The 22,547-nt window shown below is 64.4% G+C and carries 5 protein-coding genes (1 of these 5 cut by a window edge); 2 read left to right on the forward strand and 3 right to left on the reverse strand.

The genetic code is table 11. The annotated features are described in order from the left end of the window. The 3 genes from ACYZUM_RS13520 to ACYZUM_RS13530 all read right to left on the reverse strand — a co-directional run. On the reverse strand, nucleotides 1–20 hold the 5' portion of the coding sequence (locus ACYZUM_RS13520; RefSeq protein WP_142579998.1) for a non-ribosomal peptide synthase/polyketide synthase. Its footprint begins 17,803 nt before the window's first position; 20 of the gene's 17,823 nt are visible here — the first part of the coding sequence; its start codon is at nucleotides 18–20; the stop codon falls past the left edge of the window. Continuing rightward, nucleotides 17–13,030 (reverse strand): amino acid adenylation domain-containing protein, encoded by a 13,014-nt coding sequence (locus ACYZUM_RS13525; protein ID WP_473061339.1) that lies wholly within the window; start codon nucleotides 13,028–13,030, stop codon nucleotides 17–19. Before ACYZUM_RS13525 ends, ACYZUM_RS13520 begins: the two co-directional genes overlap by 4 nt. Before the next feature lie 244 nt (nucleotides 13,031–13,274). Next, the gene (locus ACYZUM_RS13530; protein WP_108182935.1) at nucleotides 13,275–19,688 is read right to left on the reverse strand and encodes a non-ribosomal peptide synthetase; all 6,414 of its coding nucleotides are present in this window, start codon (nucleotides 19,686–19,688) and stop codon (nucleotides 13,275–13,277) included. Between the two features lie 488 nt (nucleotides 19,689–20,176). Here ACYZUM_RS13530 and ACYZUM_RS13535 point away from each other — a divergent pair, with 488 nt between their 5' ends. Together ACYZUM_RS13535 and ACYZUM_RS13540 are read left to right on the forward strand one after the other, a co-directional pair. After that, entirely contained in the window at nucleotides 20,177–20,971 is a 795-nt protein-coding gene (locus ACYZUM_RS13535) for a helix-turn-helix transcriptional regulator (RefSeq protein ID WP_041067206.1), read from the forward strand. A gap of 85 nt (nucleotides 20,972–21,056) precedes the next feature. Beyond that, on the forward strand, nucleotides 21,057–22,463 hold the full coding sequence (locus ACYZUM_RS13540; RefSeq protein WP_108182936.1) for an efflux transporter outer membrane subunit: 1,407 nt from the start codon (nucleotides 21,057–21,059) through the stop codon (nucleotides 22,461–22,463). Nucleotides 22,464–22,547 lie beyond the last annotated feature (84 nt).

Here is a 22,547-nt window from a genome sequence, read left to right on the forward strand (position 1 = left end):
AACAGTTCGATCACGTTCACAGGACGATCTCCATTCGTTCGGTAATTGCGGCGTAGCCGGCCAGGGTCGGATGTTCGAACAGCGACCTGACATCGGCTTCCATGCCTTCCTGACGCAGCCGGCCGATCAGACTGACCGCCAGCAGCGAGTGCCCACCCAGTTCGAAGAAATGATCGTGGCGCCCTACCCGCTCGACGTTGAGCAACTCGGCCCAGAGCCGTGCGAGGGTGATTTCGACGTCGCCCACCGGGGCTTCGTATTCGCGCACCGGCAATGCCGCCTGATCCGGAACCGGCAGCGCCTTGCGGTCGAGTTTGCCGTTGGGGCTCAGCGGCAATGCATCGAGATGCACGAACAGCGCAGGCACCATGTAGTCCGGCAGATGCTCCAGCAAGTGGCTGCGCAGCACGTCGATTTCCAGGCGTGCCCCGGTGTAGTACGCCACCAGACGCTTGTCGCCGGATGCATCTTCGCGGGCGAGCACGGCGGCTTCCTGAATGCCGTCGATCTGAGTCAAACGCGCCTGAATCTCGCCGAGTTCGATGCGCAAACCACGAATCTTCACCTGATCGTCGTTGCGGCCCAGGTACTCGATGTTGCCGTCCGCCAGATAGCGGGCGACGTCGCCGGTACGGTACATCCGCCCATTGCTCTGGAACGGATCGTCGAGGAAGCGTTCGGCGTTCAGTTCCGGGCGATTCAGATAACCGCGCGCCACTTGCACGCCGCCGATGTACAGCTCACCCACCACGCCGTGCGGCACCGGTTGCTGCTGGGCATCGAGGATGTACATGCGGGTGTTAGCGATCGGTTTGCCGATCGGCGTGTTGTCTGGCGTTTGTTCCAGCGGCCCGGCGCAGTTCCACGCGGTCACGTCCACCGCTGCCTCGGTCGGGCCGTAGAGGTTGTGTAGTCCGCTGCCCGACAGTTGCTGTTTGAAGCGTCGTACCACGCTGCCCGGCAGGGCTTCGCCGCTGCACATCACCTGACGCAGACTGCTGCAACGTGCGGTTTCGGCGTGGGCGAGAAAGACGTCGAGCATCGACGGTACGAAGTGCAGCGTGGTGATGTGTTCGCGCTCGATGATTTCGCTGAGGTATTGCGGATCCTTGTGCCCTTCAGGTCGGGCCATGACCAGTCGTGCGCCGGTCATCAGCGGCCAGAAGAACTCCCAGACCGAGACGTCGAAGCTGAACGGGGTCTTTTGCAGCACCGTGTCAGTGGAACTCAGTTGGTAAGCGTCCTGCATCCACAGTAGGCGGTTGACCACCCCGCTATGTTCGTTGATCACGCCTTTCGGCTGGCCGGTAGAGCCGGAGGTGTAGATCACGTACGCAGTGTGCTGCGGGGTCAGCTCAGCGAGCGATAGATTGTCCGTCGGCAGCGATTGCCAGTACGGCTGATCCAGGTCGATCAGCGGCACCGCTATATCGCCGAGCAACGAACGCGTCGAACCCTGCACCAGCACCGCCAGCGGCGCGCTGTCCTCCAGCATGTAGGCCAGACGTTCCAGCGGATACGCCGGGTCCAGCGGCACATAACCGCCACCGGCCTTGAGGATCGCCAGCAGCCCGACCACCATGTCCAGACCGCGCTCGACGCAGATAGCCACCCGCGCATCCGGCCCTACACCCAATTCACGCAGGTGCCGCGCCAGTTGATTGGCTCGGGCGTTGAGTTCGGCGTAGCTCAGTTGCGGCTCACCCGCGACCACGGCGGGCGCCTGCGGCGAACGCGCCACTTGCGCTTCAAACAAGCCATGAATGGTCTGCTCAAGGTCGTAATCGACGTCCGTGGCATTGAGGCCGAACAGCAACTGCTGGCGCTCGGCATCCGCCAGCACCGGCAGGCGGTTCAAGGTCTGCTGCGGTGTCTGTTCCAGTGCCTCGACCAGCCCCGCCAGCGCCTGCTGCATAAAGCCACACACCCGTGCCGCGCCTATGCGCGAAGGGGTCATGGCGGTGAGGATAAAACCTTCGCCCAGGTCATCGACATTGAGACTCAGCGAATAGTTGGTGCGCTCTTCGCTGGAAAGATTTTCGATGCCCTGCCAGCTCAGACGCGTGGCCTGCTGCTGTTCCTCGCTGACGCTGTGTCGGTAATTGAGCATCGCGCTGAACAGCGGCGACGGCGCGGCCAACCCGCTGCAACGCTGGGCCAATGCCAGTGACGCATGTTCATGGCCGAGCAATGCGGTCAGTTGCGCATGGGTCGCACGCACGCCGGCACGCACCGAAACATCACCCAGATCCACCCGCAGCGGCAGCGTATTGATGAACATCCCCAGACCGCGATCGGCGCCGGTACCGCCCTGCATCCGCCCCAGCAGCACGGTGCCGAACACCACGCGCGCATGTCCGGAAGTCGCCGCCAATACCTGAGCAAACGCCAGATGGAACAGGCTCGCGACGCTTACGCCCATCTGCCGCGCCTGGCTGCGCAGGCGCCGCGCCAGCGCTTCGGGCACGTTCTCCCGGACTTCTTCGATATCCTGCCCGTCGCCGCGCACCTCCAGCAGACCGAACGGCAGCGTCGGCTCGTCGATGTCACCGAGCATCGCGCGGAAGAACGCTTCGTGTTCCTGCTCACTGACGCCCAGCCGGGTCTGCGCCACGTAGTTGCGATAGGGCACGGCCGGCAGCAGTGCTTCGTCGTGACCAAAGAGGATCGCTTGCATTTCCTCCTGCACCACGGCCAGCGCCGTGTGGTCCATGGCGATGTGATGGAACAGCAGCATGGCGACCACCCGGTCATTGGCCGGATCCTGCGCGTACACCAGGCGAATCAGCGGCGCCTGACTGAGGTCGATGCGGTAATGCCGCGCGTCGAAACGCTCATACAACTGCGCCAGAACATCACCGCCCGCCGGATCGAATGCAACCTCCTGCAGCGGCAGCTCGGCTTCACGCCAGACCACTTGCACCGGCGTCGCCAGCCCTTCCCAGACCACTCCGGTGCGCAGGATGTCATGGCGAGTCATGACCTGGCGCAGCGCAGCGGCAAAGGCCTGCAAGCGTTCGAGGCTGTCGAATGCCAGGCGCGATTGCAGTAGGTACGGATCACCCTGCCCGGCGCTCAAGTGGTGATAAAGAATGCCTTCCTGCAACGGCGCCAGCGGATAAATATCCTGCACATTGGCGGCCCCGCCTGGCACCGTGGCGACGATGCGCTCGATGCTGGCCTGATCCAGTTGCAGCAGGGTCAGCATGTCTGGAGTGATATGCGTGCAACCGAGTGGAATCAGGTTATCCGGCACCGCGACTTCGCGACCGCTGCCGACGGCGGCCGCCAGCGCGGCCAGGGTTGGCTGGCTGAACAGCACGCGCACGTCGGTGCTCAGGCCGAGCTGACGCATGCGCTCGATCAGGGTCACCGCCAGCAGCGAATGCCCGCCCAGTTCGAAGAAGTTGTCGTGACGTCCGACCTGTTCGACTTGCAGCACCTCGGCCCAGACCTGCGCCAGCGCAGTTTCCACCGGCCCTTGCGGCGCTGCGTATTCGCGGCTGAGCCAGGCGTCCTGATCCGGTTCGGGCAAGGCCTTGCGGTCGAGTTTTCCGTTGGCGGTCAGCGGCAGCGCCTCAAGCCGGACGTAGGCTGCCGGCACCAGTGCCTGCGGCAGACGCGCTTGCAGATGCGCACGCAGCTCTTCGATATCGACCGCTGCGCGGGCAGTGAACCAGGCGATCAACCGCGCCTCGCGCACCAGCACCACCGCGTCCTGCACCGCCGCATGGCTGGACAGCGCGGCTTCGATTTCCCCCAGTTCCACCCGCACGCCGCGCAGTTTGACCTGATCGTCGTTACGCCCCAGGTACTCGATATTGCCGTCGGCCAGCCAGCGCGCGAGGTCGCCGGTGCGGTACATGCGCGCCTGCGGTTCGTCACTGAACGGGTCTTCGAGGAAGCGTTCGGCGGTCAGCTCGGGACGGTTCAGATAACCACGGGCGACACCCGCGCCACCGACGTACAGTTCGCCCGCCACGCCAACCGGCACCGGACGTTGCTGTTCATCGAGCAGGTAGATTCTGGCGTTGCTCATCGGCCGGCCGATATGCAGCAGCTGTCCGGCATTGATGTGCCCGGAGGTCGCGACCACCGTGGCTTCGGTCGGGCCGTAGTTGTTGATCACGGCAAAGGTCTGCTCACGCGGGAACTGGCGCAACTTGTCGCCACCGATCAACAGCGTGCGCAAGGTCGGGTGACCCAGCTCACGACTGAAGGCGTATTCGGCAATCGGCGTCGGCAGGAAGCTCACTTGCAACGGTTGCGCGCGCCACCAGTCGAGCAGTTCATCGAGGTGTTCGTTGCTGATCGACGGCGGCGGCAGGTGCAGGGTCGCGCCGACACACAGCGCCGGCCAGACCTCCCAGGCCATCGCGTCGAAACCGCAACCGGCGACGCTGGCGGTGTGGCTGCCGGCATGCAGGTCGAACGCCTCGCAGTGCCAGTGCACAAGGTTTTCCAGGGTTGCGTGTTCGACCATCACGCCTTTCGGCTGGCCGGTCGAACCCGAGGTGTAGATCACGTAGGCCAGATGCGCCGGGGTCAGCGTCGGCAGTTGTGGATTGGTCTCCGCCAGGTGCTGCCAGAGGTTCTGATCCAGATCGATCACCGGCACCCGGCCCAGCAGCTCGCGGGTCGAGCCCTGCGCCAGCACCGCCACCGGATCGCTGTCCTGCAACAGGTAGGCGATGCGCTCCGCCGGGTACGCCGGGTCGACCGGCACATAACCGGCGCCAGCCTTGAGAATCGCCAGCAGCGCCACCAGCATTTGCGGGCTGCGTGGCAGGCACACGGCAATCCGGTCGTCTGGTTGCACGCCGAGGCCGAGCAAGTGATGCGCCAGGCGATTGGCCTCCTGATTGAGTTGCGCATAGGTCAGCTGTTGCGTGCCCTGCACCACCGCCAGTGCCTGCGGCTGCTGCGAGGCCTGCACTTGCACCAGTGTCTGAATCGTTGCACCGCGCGGATAGGCCGTTGCGGTCGGATTGAAACCGACCAGCAAGCGCTCGTATTCATCGACCGAGAGAATCGGCAAACGGTTGAGCGGACGCTGTGGCGCCTGCTCCAGTGCGTGCAGCAGATGCTCCAGCGCGGTGTGCATGTAGCTGCAGATGCGTTGCGCGCCGATCTGCGTCAACGCCAGCACGGACAGGGAAAAGTCTGCGCCGAGATCGTCGACGCTGAGGGTCAGCGGATAGTTGCTGCGCTCTTCGCCGCCGAGCAATTGCACGCCTTCCCAGATGCCCTGACCGTCACGCGGCTGCGCCTCGGCGACGGTATGCCGGTAGTTGAGCAGTGCGCTGAACAGCGGCGCGCCGGACACCGCGCTGCAGCGCTGAGCCAGCGCCAGTGGTGCGTGTTCATGGGCCAGCAGCGCGGTCAGCCGTGCGTGGGTGGTCTTGACAGCCGACTGCACGCCTTCGCTGACATCCACCCGCAGCGGCAAGGTGTTGATGAACACGCCCAGGGTGCGATCCGCGCCCTCGCCGCCCTGCAAACGCCCCAACAGCACCGTACCGAACACCACGTCGCGACGGTTGGCAAGCACCCCCAACACCTGCGCCCAGGCCAGGTGCATCAGGCTCGCCGGGCTGACACCCAACTGCCGCGCCTGTTCACGCAGGCGCAGAGTCAACCCGGCATCCACGGCTTGCTGCGCCTCCTCGATGTCGCCGCCATCGCCTTGCACGTCATGCAGACCGAACGGCAGGGTCGGTTCATCGATATCGCCAAGCATGTCGCGGAAGAACGTTTCGTGCTCCTGCTCGCTGGCGCCCAGACGCGCCTGCGCCACGTAGTTGCGGTACGGCATCGGCGTGCCGAGGCGGTCGGCCTGATCGAACATGAAAGCACGCATTTCCTGGCCGACCACCTCCATGGCGGTGTGGTCGAGAATCAAGTGCTGGAACAGGATGATCGCCACCACACGTTGCTGTGCCGGGTCTTCGGCGTAGACGATGCGCATCAGCGGCGCCTGGCTCAGGTCGAGGCGGTTGTGCCGGGCATCGAAGCGCGCGTGCAACTGTTCAAGAACGTCGCCCTGCGCCGGATCCAGCGGCACCGCCTGCACCACCAGCGGCGCCTGACGCCAGACCACTTGCTGCGGACTCGCCAGCCCTTCCCAGACCACGCTGGTGCGCAGAATGTCGTGACGCGCGATGACCTGCTGCAAGGCTTGGCTGAAGGTGCGCAGGCGCTCGACGCTGTCGAAGATCAGCCGCGATTGCAGCAGGTACGGATCGCCCTGTTCGGCGCTCAAGTGGTGGTAAAGAATGCCTTCCTGCAGCGGTGCCAGCGGATAGATGTCCTGCACGTTGGCAGCCCCGCCCGGCACGGTGGCGACGATGCGCTCGATGCTCGCTTGATCGAGTTCAGTCAGGCTGAGCATGTCCGGGGTGATGTGCGTGCAGCCCGGCGGAATGCGGTTGGCCGGCACCTCAATTTCGCGACCGCTGCCCACAGCGGCCGCCAATGCGGCCAGAGTCGGCTGATTGAACAACACGCGCACGTCGGCCGCGAGGTCGATCTGGCGCATGCGCTCGATCAGGCTCACCGCCAGCAGCGAATGCCCGCCCAGTTCGAAGAAGTTGTCGTGACGACCGACCCGCTCGACGTTCAGCACGTCGATCCAGATCTGCGCCAGCGCAGTTTCCACCGCACCTTGTGGCGCTTCATATTCGCGGCTGAGCCACGCGCCCTGCTCCGGTTCAGGCAAGGCCTTGCGGTCAATCTTGCCGTTGGCGGTCAGCGGCAATGCATCCAGCCGCACGTAAGCCGCCGGCAGCAGCGCATCCGGCAAGCGTGCCTGTAAATGCGCGTGCAACTGTTGAATATCGACCGCCGTGCGCTCGGTGAACCACGCAATCAGCCGCCCATCGCGAACCAGCACCACCGCTTCCTGCAGCGCAACGTGGCTGCCGAGCGCGGCTTCGATTTCACCGAGTTCGATACGCACGCCACGCAGTTTGACCTGATCGTCGTTGCGCCCCAGGTACTCGATGTTGCCGTCGGCCAGCCAGCGCGCCTGATCGCCGGTGCGGTACATGCGTGCCTGCGGCTCGTCGCTGAACGGATCGAAGAGGAACTGCGCAGCGCTAAGCTCCGGGCGATTCAGATAACCCCGCGCCACACCCGCCCCGCCGACATACAACTCGCCCGCTACACCCACCGGCACCGGACGCTGCTCAGCGTCCAGCACATAGATTTTGGCGTTAGCGATCGGGCGGCCGATATGCAGCGGCTGGTCAAGCTCTACCCGCCCCGAGGTGGCGACCACCGTGGCTTCGGTCGGGCCATAGTTGTTGATCACTTCAAAGGTTTGCTGGCGATTGAACTGACGCAGTCGATCGCCGCCGATCAGCAGCGTACGCAAGGTCGGGTGCTGCAATTGCCGGCTGAACGCGTATTCGGCCACCGGCGTCGGCAGGAAGCTGACCTGCAACGGCTGCGCGCACCACCAGTCGAGCAGCTCGTCGAGGTGCTCGTTGCGGATCGACGGCGGCGGCAGGTGCAAGGTCGCGCCAACACACAGCGCCGGCCAGACTTCCCAGGCCATGGCATCGAAACCGAAACCGGCGACACTCGCGGTCTGGCTGCCGGCCTGCAAGTCAAAGGCTTCAGCGTGCCAGTGCACGAGGTTTTCCAGAGTCGCATGCTCGACCATCACGCCTTTCGGTTGGCCGGTGGAGCCGGAGGTGTAGATCACGTAAGCCAGATGGTTCGGCGTCAATGCCGGCACCTGCGGATTGGCATCCGACAGGTGCTGCCAGAGGTCGTTGTCCAGATCGATGACCGGCACGCCACCGAGCAGATCGCGAGTCGATGCCTGCGCCACCACCGCCACCGGGGCGCAGTCCTGCAACAGATAGGCGATGCGTTCCGCCGGATACGCTGGATCAACCGGCACATAACCGGCGCCGGCCTTGAGGATCGCCAGCAACGCGACCAGCATGTCCGGGCTGCGCCGGGCACACAGGGCGACCCGGTCATCGGGCTGCACACCGAGGCCAATCAGGTGATGTGCCAGACGATTGGCCCGTTGATTGAGTTCGCCATAGCGCAACTGCTGCGCACTTTGCACCGCCGCCAAGGCCTCGGGATGCGCTGCCGCCTGAACCTCGAACAAACGCTGCACGGTTTGCGCCGGCGGGTATTGGCGACCGGTGATGTTAAACCCGACCACGACCCGCTGGCGTTCGCTCGGCGACAGCACCGAAATCTGTCGCAGCGGTGTGGCCGGATTGTGCTCCAGCGCCGTCAGCAGATTGTGCAGCGCGGTCTGCAAGTAATCGCAGACCCGCGCACCATCCACCTGCGGCACCGCTTGCACGCTAAGGCGGAAACCGGTGCCGAGGTCGTCGACGCTGACCACCAGCGGATAGTTGCTGCGCTCGCGCGAGCTGAGAATCTCGATCCCGTCCCAGGTCACACCAGCCGGTTCGGCCGCGCTGTGGCGATAGTTGAGCAAGCTGCTGAACAGCGGCAGCGACGCGGCAACACCGCTGCAACGCTGGGCCAGCGACAGCGAGGCCTGCTCATGCGCCAGCAGTTGCGCCAGACGTTCATGGGTAGCGCGCACGCCTTGCTGCACGTCGGTCGCGCCAACACTGACCCGCAACGGCAAGGTGTTGATGAACATGCCGAGTGCGCGGTCGGCGCCCTCGCCGCCCTGCATGCGCCCGAGCAGCACGGTGCCGAATACCACTTCCTCACGGCCCGAGACCTTTGCCAGCACCTGACCCCAGGCCTGGTGCACCAGACTCGCGGCGCTGATGCCGAGGCGCCGCGCCTGTTCGCGCAAGCGCTGGGCCACGCCCGAATCCAGCGCTTGCGCGCTCTCGACGCTGCTGCTGCCATCGCCATGCACGTCCTGCACACCGAAGGCCACAGTCGGCTCGTCGATGTCGCCGAGCATGTCGCGGAAGAACGCTTCATGCGCCTCGGCATTGGCCTGTTGCTGCGCCTGCGCCACGTAGTTGCGGTACTGCACCGGCATCGGCAAATCGGCGCCGCTCGGGTACAGGCTGTCGTTCATTTCCGCCAGCAACACTTCCAGTGCGGTGTGGTCGAGCACGATGTGGTGCAGCAACAGGATGCCGACCCAGCGCTGTTGTTCACGGTCTTCGGTGTAGGCCAGACGCATCAGCGGCGCGCGGCGCAGGTCGAGGCGGTAGTGCCGTGGATCGAACCGCGCCTGCATCTGCGCCAGCACATCGCCTTCCAGCAGGTCGGCGTCGATCCGCTCCAGTGCCAGCGGCGCTTCACGCCAGACCGCTTGCACCGGCTCTTCAAGCCCTTCCCAGACCACGCTGGTGCGCAGAATGTCGTGGCGCGCGATCACCGCATTCAACGCACGGACGAAGGCCTTGATCTGCGCCAGACCGGCGAAGGCGAATTGCGCCTGCAACACGTAGGGGTCACCGGCGCTGGTCGCCAGATGGTGATAGAGGATCCCCGCCTGCAAAGGTGCCAAGCCGTAAATGTCCTGAACATTGGCGACGCCGCTGGGCACGCTGGCGACCACGCGGTCGATGGCGGCCTGATCCAGCGTGGCCAGCGGCAACATGTCCGGGGTGATCCGCGTGCAATCGGCAGGAATCAGATTCTCCGGCACCTGCCGGGCGTGACGGTGACTCAAGGTCGCCGCCAATGCTGCCACGCTCGGCTGGCCGAACAGCACGCGCACGTCGCACTGCAAGTCGTGCTGGCGCATGCGCTCGATCAGTTTCACCGCCAACAACGAATGGCCGCCGAGTTCGAAGAAATTGTCGTGCCGCCCGACCTGCTCGACACCGAGCAGTCTCTGCCAGATGCCGGCGATCAGGGTTTCCACTGGCCCCAGCGGGGCTTCGAAACCGCGACGGGCGAACGCGTCGCTGTCCGGTTGTGGCAAGGCTTTGCGATCAAGCTTGCCGTTGGTGGTCAGCGGTATGGCGTCGAGGCGCACAAAGGCGCTCGGCACCATGTAGTCGGCCAGCGATTGCAGCAACGCGTCGCGCAATTGCGCGGCGCTCGGTTCAGTGCCTGCGGCGGCCAGCCAGTAGGCGACCAGACGCTTGTCACCGGGACTGTCTTCACGAGCGATCACCAGCGCTTCGCGCACACCGGCGCAGGCGGCGAGGCGAGCTTCAATTTCACCGAGTTCAATGCGGAAACCCCGGATCTTCACTTGATCGTCATTACGCCCCAGGTATTCGAGGCTGCCATCCGCTGACCAGCGCGCGAGGTCACCGGTCTTGTACAGGCGCGCTGCAGCACGGCCGCTGAACGGGTCGGCAATAAAGCGCTCAGCAGTCAACGCTTCACGATTGAGGTAGCCGCGGGCAACCCCGGCGCCACCGACGTACAACTCGCCGATCACGCCGGCCGGCACCGGTTCGCGCTGCGCGTCGAGCACGTACAGTTGCAGGTCGGGAATGCCCACGCCAATCGGGCTGCACCCGACCAGTAGCGAGTCCGCTGCCTCCAGTGGCCGATAGGTCACGTGCACCGTGGTTTCGGTGATGCCGTACATGTTCACCAACCGTGTACCGGCATTGCCGACCCGCGCGTACCACGGTTTGAGCAGGCCCGGTTCCAGCGCTTCGCCGCCGAAGATCACTTCGCGCAACGAGTGCTGCAGCGGGCTGCGGCCCTGCGCGGCGATCAACTGGCGGAAGGCGCTCGGCGTTTGATTGAGCACGGTGACGCCACTGTGGCACAGCAGCGCGTAGCAGTCGTCCGGCGAGCGGCTGACGGCCTGCGGCACCAGCAACAACTGGCCGCCAAACGCCAGCGCGCCCCAGATTTCCCACACCGAGAAATCGAAGGCGAAGGAATGGAACAGCGCCCACACGTCCTGCGGGTTGAAGTTGAACCAGTCGTGGGTCGCGGAAAACAGGCGCGTGACGTTGCGGTGTTCGACCATCACGCCTTTGGGCAGCCCAGTGGAGCCCGAGGTGTAGATCACGTAGGCGAGATGACTCGGACTCAGCTCGGGAATCTGCGGATTGCTGCTGAGTTCAGCCTGCAACTGCACACTGTCCAGATCGATGCTCGGCACTTCGAGCGCGCCAATCCGGTCCAGCGTATCGGCCTGAATCAGCAGCGCCACCGGGGCGCTGTCCTGCAGGGTGTAGGCGATGCGCTCCAGCGGATACGCCGGGTCGATTGGCACATAACCGGCGCCCGCCTTGAGGATACCGAGCAGGCCGATGAGCATTTGCGGGCCGCGCTCGACACAGATCGCCACGCGCTGATCCGGGCGAATTCCCTGTGCCAGCAGGTGATGCGCAAGCTGATTGGCGCGGCGGTTGAGCTCGCCGTAGCTCAGTGTCTGCTCCTCGAACAGCAGCGCTGTGGCCTCCGGGCGTGCCGCCGCATGCGCTTCGAACTGCTGATGAATCAACGGCGTTTCCGGGAATTGCGGCAACGGCGAGTTGACCCCGTGCACCAAGAATTCGCGCTCGGCGGCCGGCAGGATATTCAGGCGTTGCAGCGGCGCATCCGGAGTCGATTGCAAGGCCTGCAGCAGGCTGTGCAACGCGGTGTGCAGGTAAGCGGCGATGCGTTCGGCACCCAGCGCCGCATCCGCCAGCGCAGTGATGCGCAAGTCTTCGCCGAGGTCGTCGATGTTGATCGTCAGCGGGTAGTTGGTGCGCTCGCGGGCGCCCAGCACTTGCACGCCAGGGGCCAGTTCGCTGACCTCGGCGATCTCTTCGCTGCTGCTGTGGCGATAGTTGAGGATCGCGCTGAACAACGGCGTCGGCAGCGCCACCGCACTGCAACGTTGGGCCAGTGCCAGCGAGGTCTGTTCATGGCCGAGCAACGCGGTCAGGCGTCGATGGGTGGCCAGCACCCCGTCACGCACGCCGTCCGCCCCGACATCCACCCGCAGCGGCAAGGTGTTGATGAACATCCCCAGCGCCTGTTCGCCGCCCTCACCCGCCTCCATCCGCCCCAGCAACACGGTGCCGAACACCACAGCGGTGCGGCCCGACAACTGGCCGAGCACCCGCGCCAGCGCCAAGTGCATCAGGCTCGCCACACTGACCCCGAGCTGACGCGCCTGCGTGCGCAGTGGCCGGCTCAAGTCGGCGTCGAGCATCAGCACGGCTTCTTCGATGCTTTGGCCGTCGCCCTGCACGTCCTGCAGACCACAGGGCAAGGTCGGCTCGTCGATATCGGCGAGCATCTCGCGGAAAAACGCTTCGTGAACCTGCTCGTCCAGACGCAGACGGGCCTTGGCCAGGTGATCGCGATACGGCACCGGCGGCCCGACCTGCGCGGTCTGGCCGAGCAGGTGTGCGCGGGTTTCGCGGCGCACCACGTCGAGGGCGACGTGGTCCATGATCAGGTGGTGGAACAGCAACAGCGCAACCACGCGCCCGTTGGCCGGGTCCATGGCGTACACCAGACGCAGCAGCGGCGCCTGCTGGATGTCGAGGCGGAAGTATCGTGGATCATAGCGCTCCAGCAGTTGCGCCAATACATCCGCGCCCGGGTCGAGGGCGATTTCCTCGCAGTGCAGACGAGCCTGCCGCTGCACCACTTGCAGCGGTTCGTCCAGGCGTTCCCAGACAAACGAAGTGCGCAGAATGTCGTGGCGTTCGATCATCCACTGCAACGCCTCGGCGAAGGCCTCCAGCCGTTCGCGGCTGTCGAAGGCGAACCGCGCTTGTGACACGTAAGGATCGCCGGCGGGTGCCGACAGGTGCAGGTAAAGCATGCCCTCCTGCAACGGCGCCAGCGGGTAAATGTCCTGCAGGTTGGCGGCGCCACCGGGCACCTTGGCCACCAGCCGGTCGATGGTCGGCTGATCCAGTGTCACCAGCGGCAGCATGTCCGGGGTGATGCGAAACGCCGGGCTCAGCCAGTCGCCACCGTTTTGCGCGACCAGTTCCAGCAGCTGCGCCTTGTGTTCGCTGAGGCTGTCCCACAACGCATCGTCCAGCGCGTCGTCGCTGCCCAGGATGACCAGGTCTTCATCGTCCTGTTGAAGGCGGATCGCATGGGTGGAAAGAACAGCCATCAGTTCGCTGAAATGCATGGGATAACCTGCTGTAAATACGAGAAAAAGGAGCGCGCAGCCGCGAGTCCGTGCCTGCTGTGTGCAGCCTGGAAAAACTAAAACATCGGGGCTTGCGGGGCTGACATGGGAAGCGGGGACAAGCGTCCGGCTCGGTCGCCGCAATCACCCTGTAGGAGCTGCCGCAGGCTGCGATCTTTTGATCTTGCTGTTAAAAGCCAAATCAAAAGATCGCAGCCTGCGGCAGCTCCTACAGGGCTTTGGGTCAGAGCCGGCGCTTGCGGTTGAGGCTCGGGATGGTGGTTGGCGGGATGAACACTTGCTGCGCCTCGGGTGTGGTGCTCAGCGCCAGCGCCGCCAGCGTCGGCTGGCTGAACAGCGCCCGGGCGTCGGTGTGCAGGCCGCTCTGGCGCATGCGCGCCACCAGACTCACCGCCAGCAACGAGTGCCCGCCCAGTTCGAAGAAGTTGTCGTGCCGTCCGACCTGCTCAACACCCAGCATCTCGCCCCAGATCCGCGCCAGCGCGGTTTCGACTTCACCCTCGGGCGCCACGTAAGGCCGGTTGATGACGGCATCGCCCCCCGGCTCCGGCAGGGCCTTGCGGTCGATCTTGTCGTTTGGCGTCAGTGGCAAGGCGTCGAGCAGCACAAACGCGCCAGGCACCATGTACTCGGGCAAACGCTCCAGCACATGGCCGCGCAAGGTTTCCAACGATGGCGCGTCGATGCCGGCGCGCACGGTGTACCAGGCCACCAGACGCTCATCACGCACCATCACCACAGCCTCGCGAATCGCCGGATGCTCGATCAACTGTGCCTCGATTTCTCCCGGCTCCAGACGCAAACCACGCAGCTTGATCTGGAAGTCGTTGCGACCAAGGAATTCCAGCTCGCCGTGATTGTTGTAGCGCGCCAGATCGCCCGTTCGATACAGCCGATCACCCGGCACAAACGGGCTGTCGATAAAACGCTCGGCCTGCATCTCCGGCAGCCCGTGATAACCCCGCGCCACGCCGACGCCGCCGATGTGCAACTCACCGCTGACGCCTTGCGGCACCGGTTGACCGTAGGCATCGAGCACGTACAACCGGGTGTTGCTCAAGGCTGTACCGATTGGCACCACGCTGTCCGGCACCGGCATGTCCGGCTCCAGCGTCCACCCGGTGCTGTCCACCGTGGTTTCGGTCGGGCCATAAACGTTGTGCAAACGCACCCACGGCAGGCGATCGCGCACTTGGCGGGCCAGCGCCGCGCTGAGTTCACCACCGCCGTTGAGCACATCGGTCAGGCTGGTGCATTGCTCGACACCGTCCTGCTCGATGAACTGCTGCAGTAACGCAGGAACGAATTTGACTACGGTGACCTGCTGCTCGCGAATGGTCTGCACCACATACGCCGAATCGCGGTTGCCATCCGGTCGCGCCAGTACCAGGCGCATCCCGGAACACAGCGGCCAGAAGATCTCCCACACCGAACTGTCGAAGCTGAACGGCGCTTTTTGCAGCAGCGCGCCGTGTTCGGTTGGCGGACTGAGCTGCGAGCCCCAATGCACCATGTTGCAGGCGCTGCGATGCTCGATCATCACGCCTTTCGGCAACCCGGTGGAGCCCGAGGTGTAGATCATGTAGGCGAGGTTCGAAGCACTCAGGCCCGGCACCTGCAGATTGTCTGACGGCTGCGGCTCCCAACTGCCGTGATCCAGATTGATCATCGTCACACCCGGCTCACCCAGCAATTGCCGTGTGGGGCCATGCACCAACAGTGCGACAGGCGCGCTGTCCTGCAACATGTAGTTCAGGCGCTCCAGCGGATAGTCCGGATCCAGCGGTACATAAGCGCCGCCAGCCTTGAGAATCCCCAGCAGACCGACCACCAGATCCAGCCCGCGTTCGACGCAGATCGCTACGCGCGAGTCCGGTTGCACGCCGAGTTCACGCAGGTGATAGGCCAGACGGTTGGCGCGATCATTGAGTTGCTCATAGGTCAGGCTTTGCTCGCCGGCCTGTGCGGCGATTGCATACGGTTTGCGCCGCACCTGCGCTTCGAACAACGCGTGCAGTGGCTGGTCCAGCGGACAATCGACCTCAGTGGCATTGAACGTGATCAGCACGCGTTGCAGCTCTTCGGCTTGCAGGATCGGCAAGCGGTTCAACGGCTGCTGCGGTGTCTGTTCCAGGGCCTGCAGCAAACCGTGCAACGCGGTTTGCATATAGCCGCAAATCCGTTGCGCGCCAATCTGCGCCACGGCCCTGCCGGTGAGGCGCAAGCCGTCGCCGTAATCATCCACGCTCATGGTCAGCGGATAGTTGGTGCGCTCTTCGTTGGCCAGGGTGTCGATGCCTTGCCAGGCTTGCCGCGACGGCTCCAGCAGTTCGGTTTCGTCACTGTGCCGGTAGTTGAGCAGCGCGCTGAACAACGGCGATGGCGAAGCGACGCCACTGCAGCGCTGGGCCAGTGCCAGCGACGCGTGCTCATGCCCGAGCAGCGCGGTCAGTCGCGCGTGGGTGGCGCGCACGGCGTCGAGCACCCCGGCATCGACATCGATGCGCAACGGCAAGCTGTTGATGAACACGCCCAAAGCGCGGTCAGCGCCCTCGCCGCCTTGCATACGCCCCATCAGCACCGTGCCGAACACCACCCGCTGCTGGCCGGATGTCGCCGCCAGCACCCGTGCCCACGCCAGATGAATCAGACTCGCCACGCTGACTCCGGCCTGTCGCGCCTGGGTGCGCAAACGCTGATAGACGTCAGCCGGCAGCACCTGCTGCGCTTCGTCGATGCCGCGCCCGTCGCCCTGCACTTCCTGCAAGCCGAATGGCAGGGTCGGCTCGTCGATGTCCGCCAGTTGCTCACGGAAAAACGCCTCGTGTTCCTGCTCGCTGACGCCCAGCCGCGTCTGCGCCACGTAATTGCGATACGGCACCGGCGGCGCCAATTCGACAGCTTGCCCGGACAGGCTGGCCTGCATCTCGCCGCGCATCACTTCGAGGGCGATGTGATCCATGGCCAGATGATGGAACAGCAAAATCCCCACCACCCGATCCAGCGCCGGATCACGGGCATACACCAGGCGCATCAGCGGCGCCTGGCTGACGTCGAGGCGATAACGTCGGGCGTTGAAGCGCTGGTGTAACTGATCGATGATCGGGCCATTGGCGGGGTTCAGTTCGACCTCCTGCAACGGCAGAATTGCCGCGCGCCACACCACTTGCACCGGGCTGGTCAGGCCTTCCCAGAGCACCGAAGTGCGCAGAATGTCGTGGCGCGCCATGACCTCGCGCAGCGCCGCAGCGAAGGTCTCGACGCGCTCAAGACTGTCGAACGCCAGTTGCGACTGCAGCAGGTACGGATCGCCCTGCGCGGCAGTGATGTGGTGGTAGAGAATCCCCTCCTGCAACGGTGCCAGCGGGTAGATGTCCTGCACATTGGCGGCGCCACCCGGAACGCTGGCGACGATCCGCTCGATGTCCATCTGCTGCAGTTGTACCAGCGGCAACATCGTCGGCGTGATGTGCGTGCAATCGGCGGCGATGCGGTTGGCCGGCACTTCGATTTCCCGACCGCTGCCGACCGAAGCGGCCAGTGCAGCGAGCGTCGGCTGGCTGAACAGCACGCGCACGTCGCTGCTCAGATCGAGCTGACGCATGCGTTCGATCAGCATCACCGCCAGCAACGAGTGCCCGCCCAGTTCGAAGAAGTGATCGTGACGCCCGACCCGCTCCACTTGCAGGACTTCGGCCCAGATCTGCGCCAGGGCGATTTCGACCTCGCCTTGCGGTGCCTCGTATTCGCGGCGGATCAAATCTCCTGCCTCGGGCGCGGGCAGCGCCTTGCGATCAACCTTGCCGTTGGCGGTCAGCGGCAGCGCCGGCAGACGCACGTAGGCGTTCGGCAGCATGGCGCTGCTCAGGCGGGTTTTCAGGTGTGCGTGCAGTTCATTGATGTTCAACGGCGCCCGCTCGGTGAACCACGCCAACAATTGTCCGTCGCGCACCAGCACCACCGCTTCGCGCACCGCTGGATGGCTGGTGAGTGCGCTCTCGATTTCCCCCGGTTCGATGCGCACGCCACGGATTTTCACCTGATCGTCATTGCGCCCCAGGTATTCCAGATTGCCATCGGCGCGCCAGCGTGCGAGATCGCCAGTGCGATACATGCGCGCCCCCGGTTCAGCGCTGAACGGATCACGCAGGAAGCGCTCGGCGCTCAGGTCGGCGCGGTTCAAATAACCGCGAGCCACGCCGGCCCCGCCGATGTACAACTCGCCGCTCACGCCCAGCGGCACCGGTTGCTGCTGTTCATCCAGCAGATACACCGTGGCATTGCTCACCGGTTTGCCGATGTGCAGCGACTGCCCGGCGTCGATGCGACCCGAGGTCGCCACCACGGTGGCTTCGGTCGGCCCGTAGTTGTTGATCACTTCGAAGGATTGTTGACGCGGGAACTGGCGCAGGCGATCGCCACCGATCAGCAGCGTGCGCAACGTCGGGTGAGCGAGTTGGCGGCTGAACGCGTATTCGGCGATGGGGGTCGGCAAAAAGCTCACCTCCAGCGGCTGCGCACACCACCAGTCGAGCAGCGCATCGATGTCTTCGCCACCCTCGCTGACCGGCGCCAGGTGCAGGGTCGCGCCCACGCACAGCGCCGGCCAGACTTCCCAGGCCATCGCGTCGAAACCGAAGCCGGCCAGGCTCGAGGTATGGCTGCCGGCGCGCAGGTCGAAAACGTCAGCGTGCCAATCGACCAGATTGCACAGGGTGCGATGCTCGACCATCACCCCCTTGGGCAGGCCGGTTGAACCAGAGGTGTAAATCACATAAGCGAGGTTGGCCGGGGTCAGCCCCGGCACCTTCGGCGCGCCGACATGTTCGGCGGGCCAGGTCGGCTGATCCAGCTCGATCACCGGCACCGACAGCGCCGGCAAATGCCCGCGCAGCGCACGCTGGGTCAGCACCGCGATGGGCGCGCTGTCCTCCAGCAGATAGCTCAGGCGCTCGGCCGGATGCGCCGGATCCAGCGGTACATAAGCGGCGCCAGCCTTGAGAATCGCCAACAGCCCGACCAGTGTGTCGAGCCCGCGCCGGGCGATGATCGCTACCCGGTCATCCGGGCGCACACCGAGGTCGAGCAGATGATGAGCGAGCGCATTGGCGCGTTGATTGAGTTCGATATAGCTCAGGCATTGCCCTTGAGCAGTCGCCGCCAGTGCCTGCGGCCGCAGCATCGCCTGCGCTTCGATACGCTGCGCAAGGGGGGTCGGCGCCGGGTAGTCCACCCGCGTGGCATTCCACTGTTGCAGCAGCGCGGTTTCCTCGGGCGTGCTCAGGTCGAAATCCGCCACCGGCAGGTCAACCGCCTCCAGCCCCTGCTCCAGAATCAACAACCAGCGTTCCGCCAGAGCCTTGACTTGATCGGCGCTGAAATACGCCTCGCTGTAGATCAGGTACAGGCGCGCATCATCATTGGCAAGGTTGCTCAGCAGGTGCACCGCCAGCGGCGTGGCCTCCTCGACGTTCGAGGCCTTGATGATCCGTCCCGATGCCTCGCCGTAGCGATAATCATGAGTGCCCTGTTCGTAGGAAACGGTGACCTCGAACAGCTGCGAGCGCTCTTCGCGCAGCAAACCCAGGGCGCGGTTCATTTCACTCACGGGGAAGCGCTGATGGCGGAAATCCTTGCGCAGCTCATCACGGATCGCGCACACCAGTTCAGCGAAGGTAGATTCGCGACCAAAACCCATGCGCACCGCGCTGACCTGGGCGAACAGCCCGAGGGTAGATTTGAAGCGCGCACCCGAGCGGTTGAGAATCGGCAACCCCACCACCCATTCGTCACGCTGCGTGCTGCGACTGAAGTAAACATGCAGCGCCGCCAGCAACACATGGAACGCCGAGGCACCGTACGCCCGGGCCACCTGCTTCATGCGCTCGTGCAGCAGCGTCGGCAAGGGCTGCGTGTAGACCTGCGTCTGCGCGGCGGGGCCGGTCTGGCGCTGCGGGTGCCGCGGCAGCAACAGCGGTTCGGGCATCTGTCGGTACTTGTCCAGCCAGTAGGCGCGATCCTGCGCATAACGCGGCGACGCTTGGTAGCGCGCATTGTCTTCGATGAAGTCGATGTACGACGGCGCCGCGACTGGTGCCGGTTGGCCGTGCGCCAGCGCGTTATAGATCTCGTCCAGCGACTTGAACATTTCGCCAAAGCTCCAGCCATCGAAGATCAAGTGATGAGCCTGCACGGCTAACCAATGTCGCTGGTCATCGAGGTGGATCAACTGAAAGCGGAACAGGCAGCCGCCGTCCAGCACGAAGGGTTGATCGATGCGCGCCTGAACCAATCGCCGCGCCGCCGATTCAGGCTCGCCGTGCGTCGACACATCGTGGATCGGCATCGGCACCGCGACTGACCGGGCAAACTGCTGCAGCGGCAAGCCTGTTGCACCGGCGCCGGGCAACAGCACCGTGCGCATTGCGTCATGCCGGGCCACCAGCGCTTCCAGTGCGGCCTGCATCCGGGCCGGCTCCAGCGGGCCACTGAGGTCCATGTAGCCGCCGACGTTGTACAGCGGCGAATCACCGCGACTCAGCTGATCCAGCCAGATATCCAGCTGCGCAGCGGTCAGCGGATAAGTCTGGAGCGATGCGGACGGCGTGGCCACCGCAGGGGCGGAAATAGGCGGCATAAGATCCTTCTCAGGTGATTTTGCGCCTATTCAAGCATCGGCCCCGAGGCCGACATGACACCTGAAACCCGGACAACCTCGTCCCCCGCGCCGGCCAGTCCGCGCTTGAACAGCCTTATTGGGTGGGAACACACTAAAAGTTCGGAGAGGAAATACTGAAATTCTTGTAGGAAAAATGCCACACGCTGACGCCGCCATCGACCAGCGCAGTCAGCATATGAAAAGGTAACTGCCCCGGTTTTCAAGCCTTTGCCGTGACCGAACAGTCACGCAAAGCGCGACCGCTGTACCAGGCACCGTCAGAAGGCCGGCGCCAACTTTCAGAAATGATGGCACTTTGTGTCCCTGTTTTCCCCTACAGACGTAGGACAAATCCATAGGCTTAAATCCCGCCCCAGATCAGTTTCAAGGAGAGACGATTGCGTGGGCGGCTTTTGCATCAACAGCGGACGACTCGGTGATGACTCGGAACCAGGGATGACAAGGATATGAATCTGACCGGCAGCATTCGCAACATGGAAAACCCGCACTTCTACTGGCAACTGGGGGAACTGATTGCCAGCACCGGCGATGATCATTTCGCCAATAACCTGTTCCAGTTGGTCGACACCCTGGTGCCGGTCAATCGCGTCGATCTCAGCGAGTGGACGCTGGACGAACGCCAGGCCAGCGTGGTCGAGATCAAGGCGCTGGGCAGCGCTGGCCTGCCGCAGACCTTTCCGCCGCCAGACCCGTTGACGAGTCCGGACGATCATCCGCTATTGCAGAAGATGATCGAGATGAATGATTCCCTGCTGATTCAACTCAAAGCCTCACTCCAGCCCCGCCATCCGCAGCACAGCGTGCACCAGTGCAATCTGGTGTCGCGCACCTCCAACCGCCGTTGTGTCATCTCGTTCTACCGACCGCATACGCAACGGGTGTTTTCCCTGCCGGAGCTGTCGTTTCTCAAAAGCCTGTCCGACACCCTGTTGCCGCTGATTGAACGGCACGCGCAACTCAGTCGACAGATCGTCGCCAAACAACCGCGCCTGCCCCTGGCCGATCTGGAGCAGGCGCCGTTGCAGCAGGTGTTCGACGAGCGCCTGGCGCTGGGCGCCATTGTCCTCTCGGCCCGGGAAAAGGAAGTCTGCCTCGGGCTGCTGACCGGCGGCACTGTGCCGCAACTGGCCGAGCAGCTGCGGGTCAAGAGCAGTTCGGTCGAGACCTACCTCAAGCGTGCCACCGCCAAACTGGGCGTCAGCGGACGGCATGGCCTGGCGCGCTGGATGGCGGGGGCGTAACGGCGAAGTCAGGCTTCAACGGTGTTCGCGAGGGTGTGTGGAGACTGAGTCCCCGGCACGTATTTTTTCTGCATGAGAGCGTTCGATGTTGCGCATGTCCCTGCTGTCCCTCGCCGTCCTGTTGGCCGGTTGTTCGTTGATTCCCGAGTACCAGCGTCCGGCCTCACCGAGCGCGGCGCAGTACCCGCAAGGCGCGATTTACCCGACACAGACAACCGCCGCAGCGCGCACTGAAGACTGGCGCACGCTGTTCAACGACCCGGCGCTGCAACAGCTGATTGAAAGCGCACTGCTGAACAATCGCGACCTGCGCGTGGCGGCGCTGAACGTCGAGGCGTTCCAGGCGCAGTACCGGATCCAGCGCGCCGATCTGCTGCCGGCAGTGTCGGCCAATGCCAGCGAGTCGCGCCAACGCCTGCCGCCCAGCGTGACCCGCAGCAAAGCCATGATCAATTCGACCTATGCGGCGAATCTCGGCGTCAGTGCCTATGAGCTGGATTTTTTCGGCCGGGTGCGCAGCCTCAGCGAGCAGGCGCTGCAAACCTGGCTGGCGACCGAGCAGGCGCGGCGCAGTGCCGAGCTGAGTCTGGTGGCCAACGTCGCCAATGCCTACCTGACCTGGCGCGCCGATCAGGAGTTGCTCGAACTGACGCGCCAGACCCTCGCCGCCGATGAACAGAGCCTGCGCCTGACCACGCGCAACCGTGACGCCGGCAAGTCTTCGGCGCTGGAACAGGCGCAGGCCAAGACCAGCGTCGACAGTTCGCGAGCCAATCTGGCGCGCTACAAACGCCAGGTGGCGCAGGATCTCAACAGCCTGACGCTGTTGGTCGGCGCGCCCGTCCCCGAGCAACTGCCGGCGCAACCACTGGCCAGCGATCTGATCCGGCAACTGCCGGCCGGGTTGCCGTCGGATCTGCTGCAACGGCGCCCGGACATTCTCCAGGCCGAGTACCAACTGAAGGCGGCCAACGCCAATATCGGCGCGGCGCGCGCGGCGTTTTTCCCCAGTGTCAGCCTGACCGCCAGTGCCGGCACCTCCAGCCGCGATCTGTCCGGGCTGTTCAGCGCCGGCTCCGGCGCCTGGACGTTCCAGCCGCAAATCAACCTGCCGATTTTCAACGCCGGCAGCCTGCGCGCGAGCCTGGATTATTCGAAGTTGCAGAAAGACGTCGCAGTCGCCGAGTACGAGAAATCGATTCAGACCGCATTTCAGGAAGTCGCCAATGGCCTGGCGGCGCGCAGCACTTATCAGCAGCAATTGCAGGCGCAACGCGATCTGGTGCAGGCCACTCAGGACTACTACAACCTGGCGCAGCATCGGTATCAGAATGGCGTCGACAGCAGCCTGACGTTTCTCGATGCGCAGCGTTCGCTGTTCAGTTCACAGCAGGGGCTGATCACCGATCGGCTCGCGCAACTGGTCGCCGAGGTCAACCTGTACACCGCGCTGGGCGGCGGCTGGCGGGCCGATGAGGCGAATTTTCATTAGCCCCCCGTCACTTTTTCTTACACCTTTTGTCGCCCGATCCTGCGCCACGCAGCGATCCGTGGCCGGCGTCTGCCGTCAGTTTGG

It is taken from the genome of Pseudomonas sp. m6p (genome assembly GCF_055760375.1).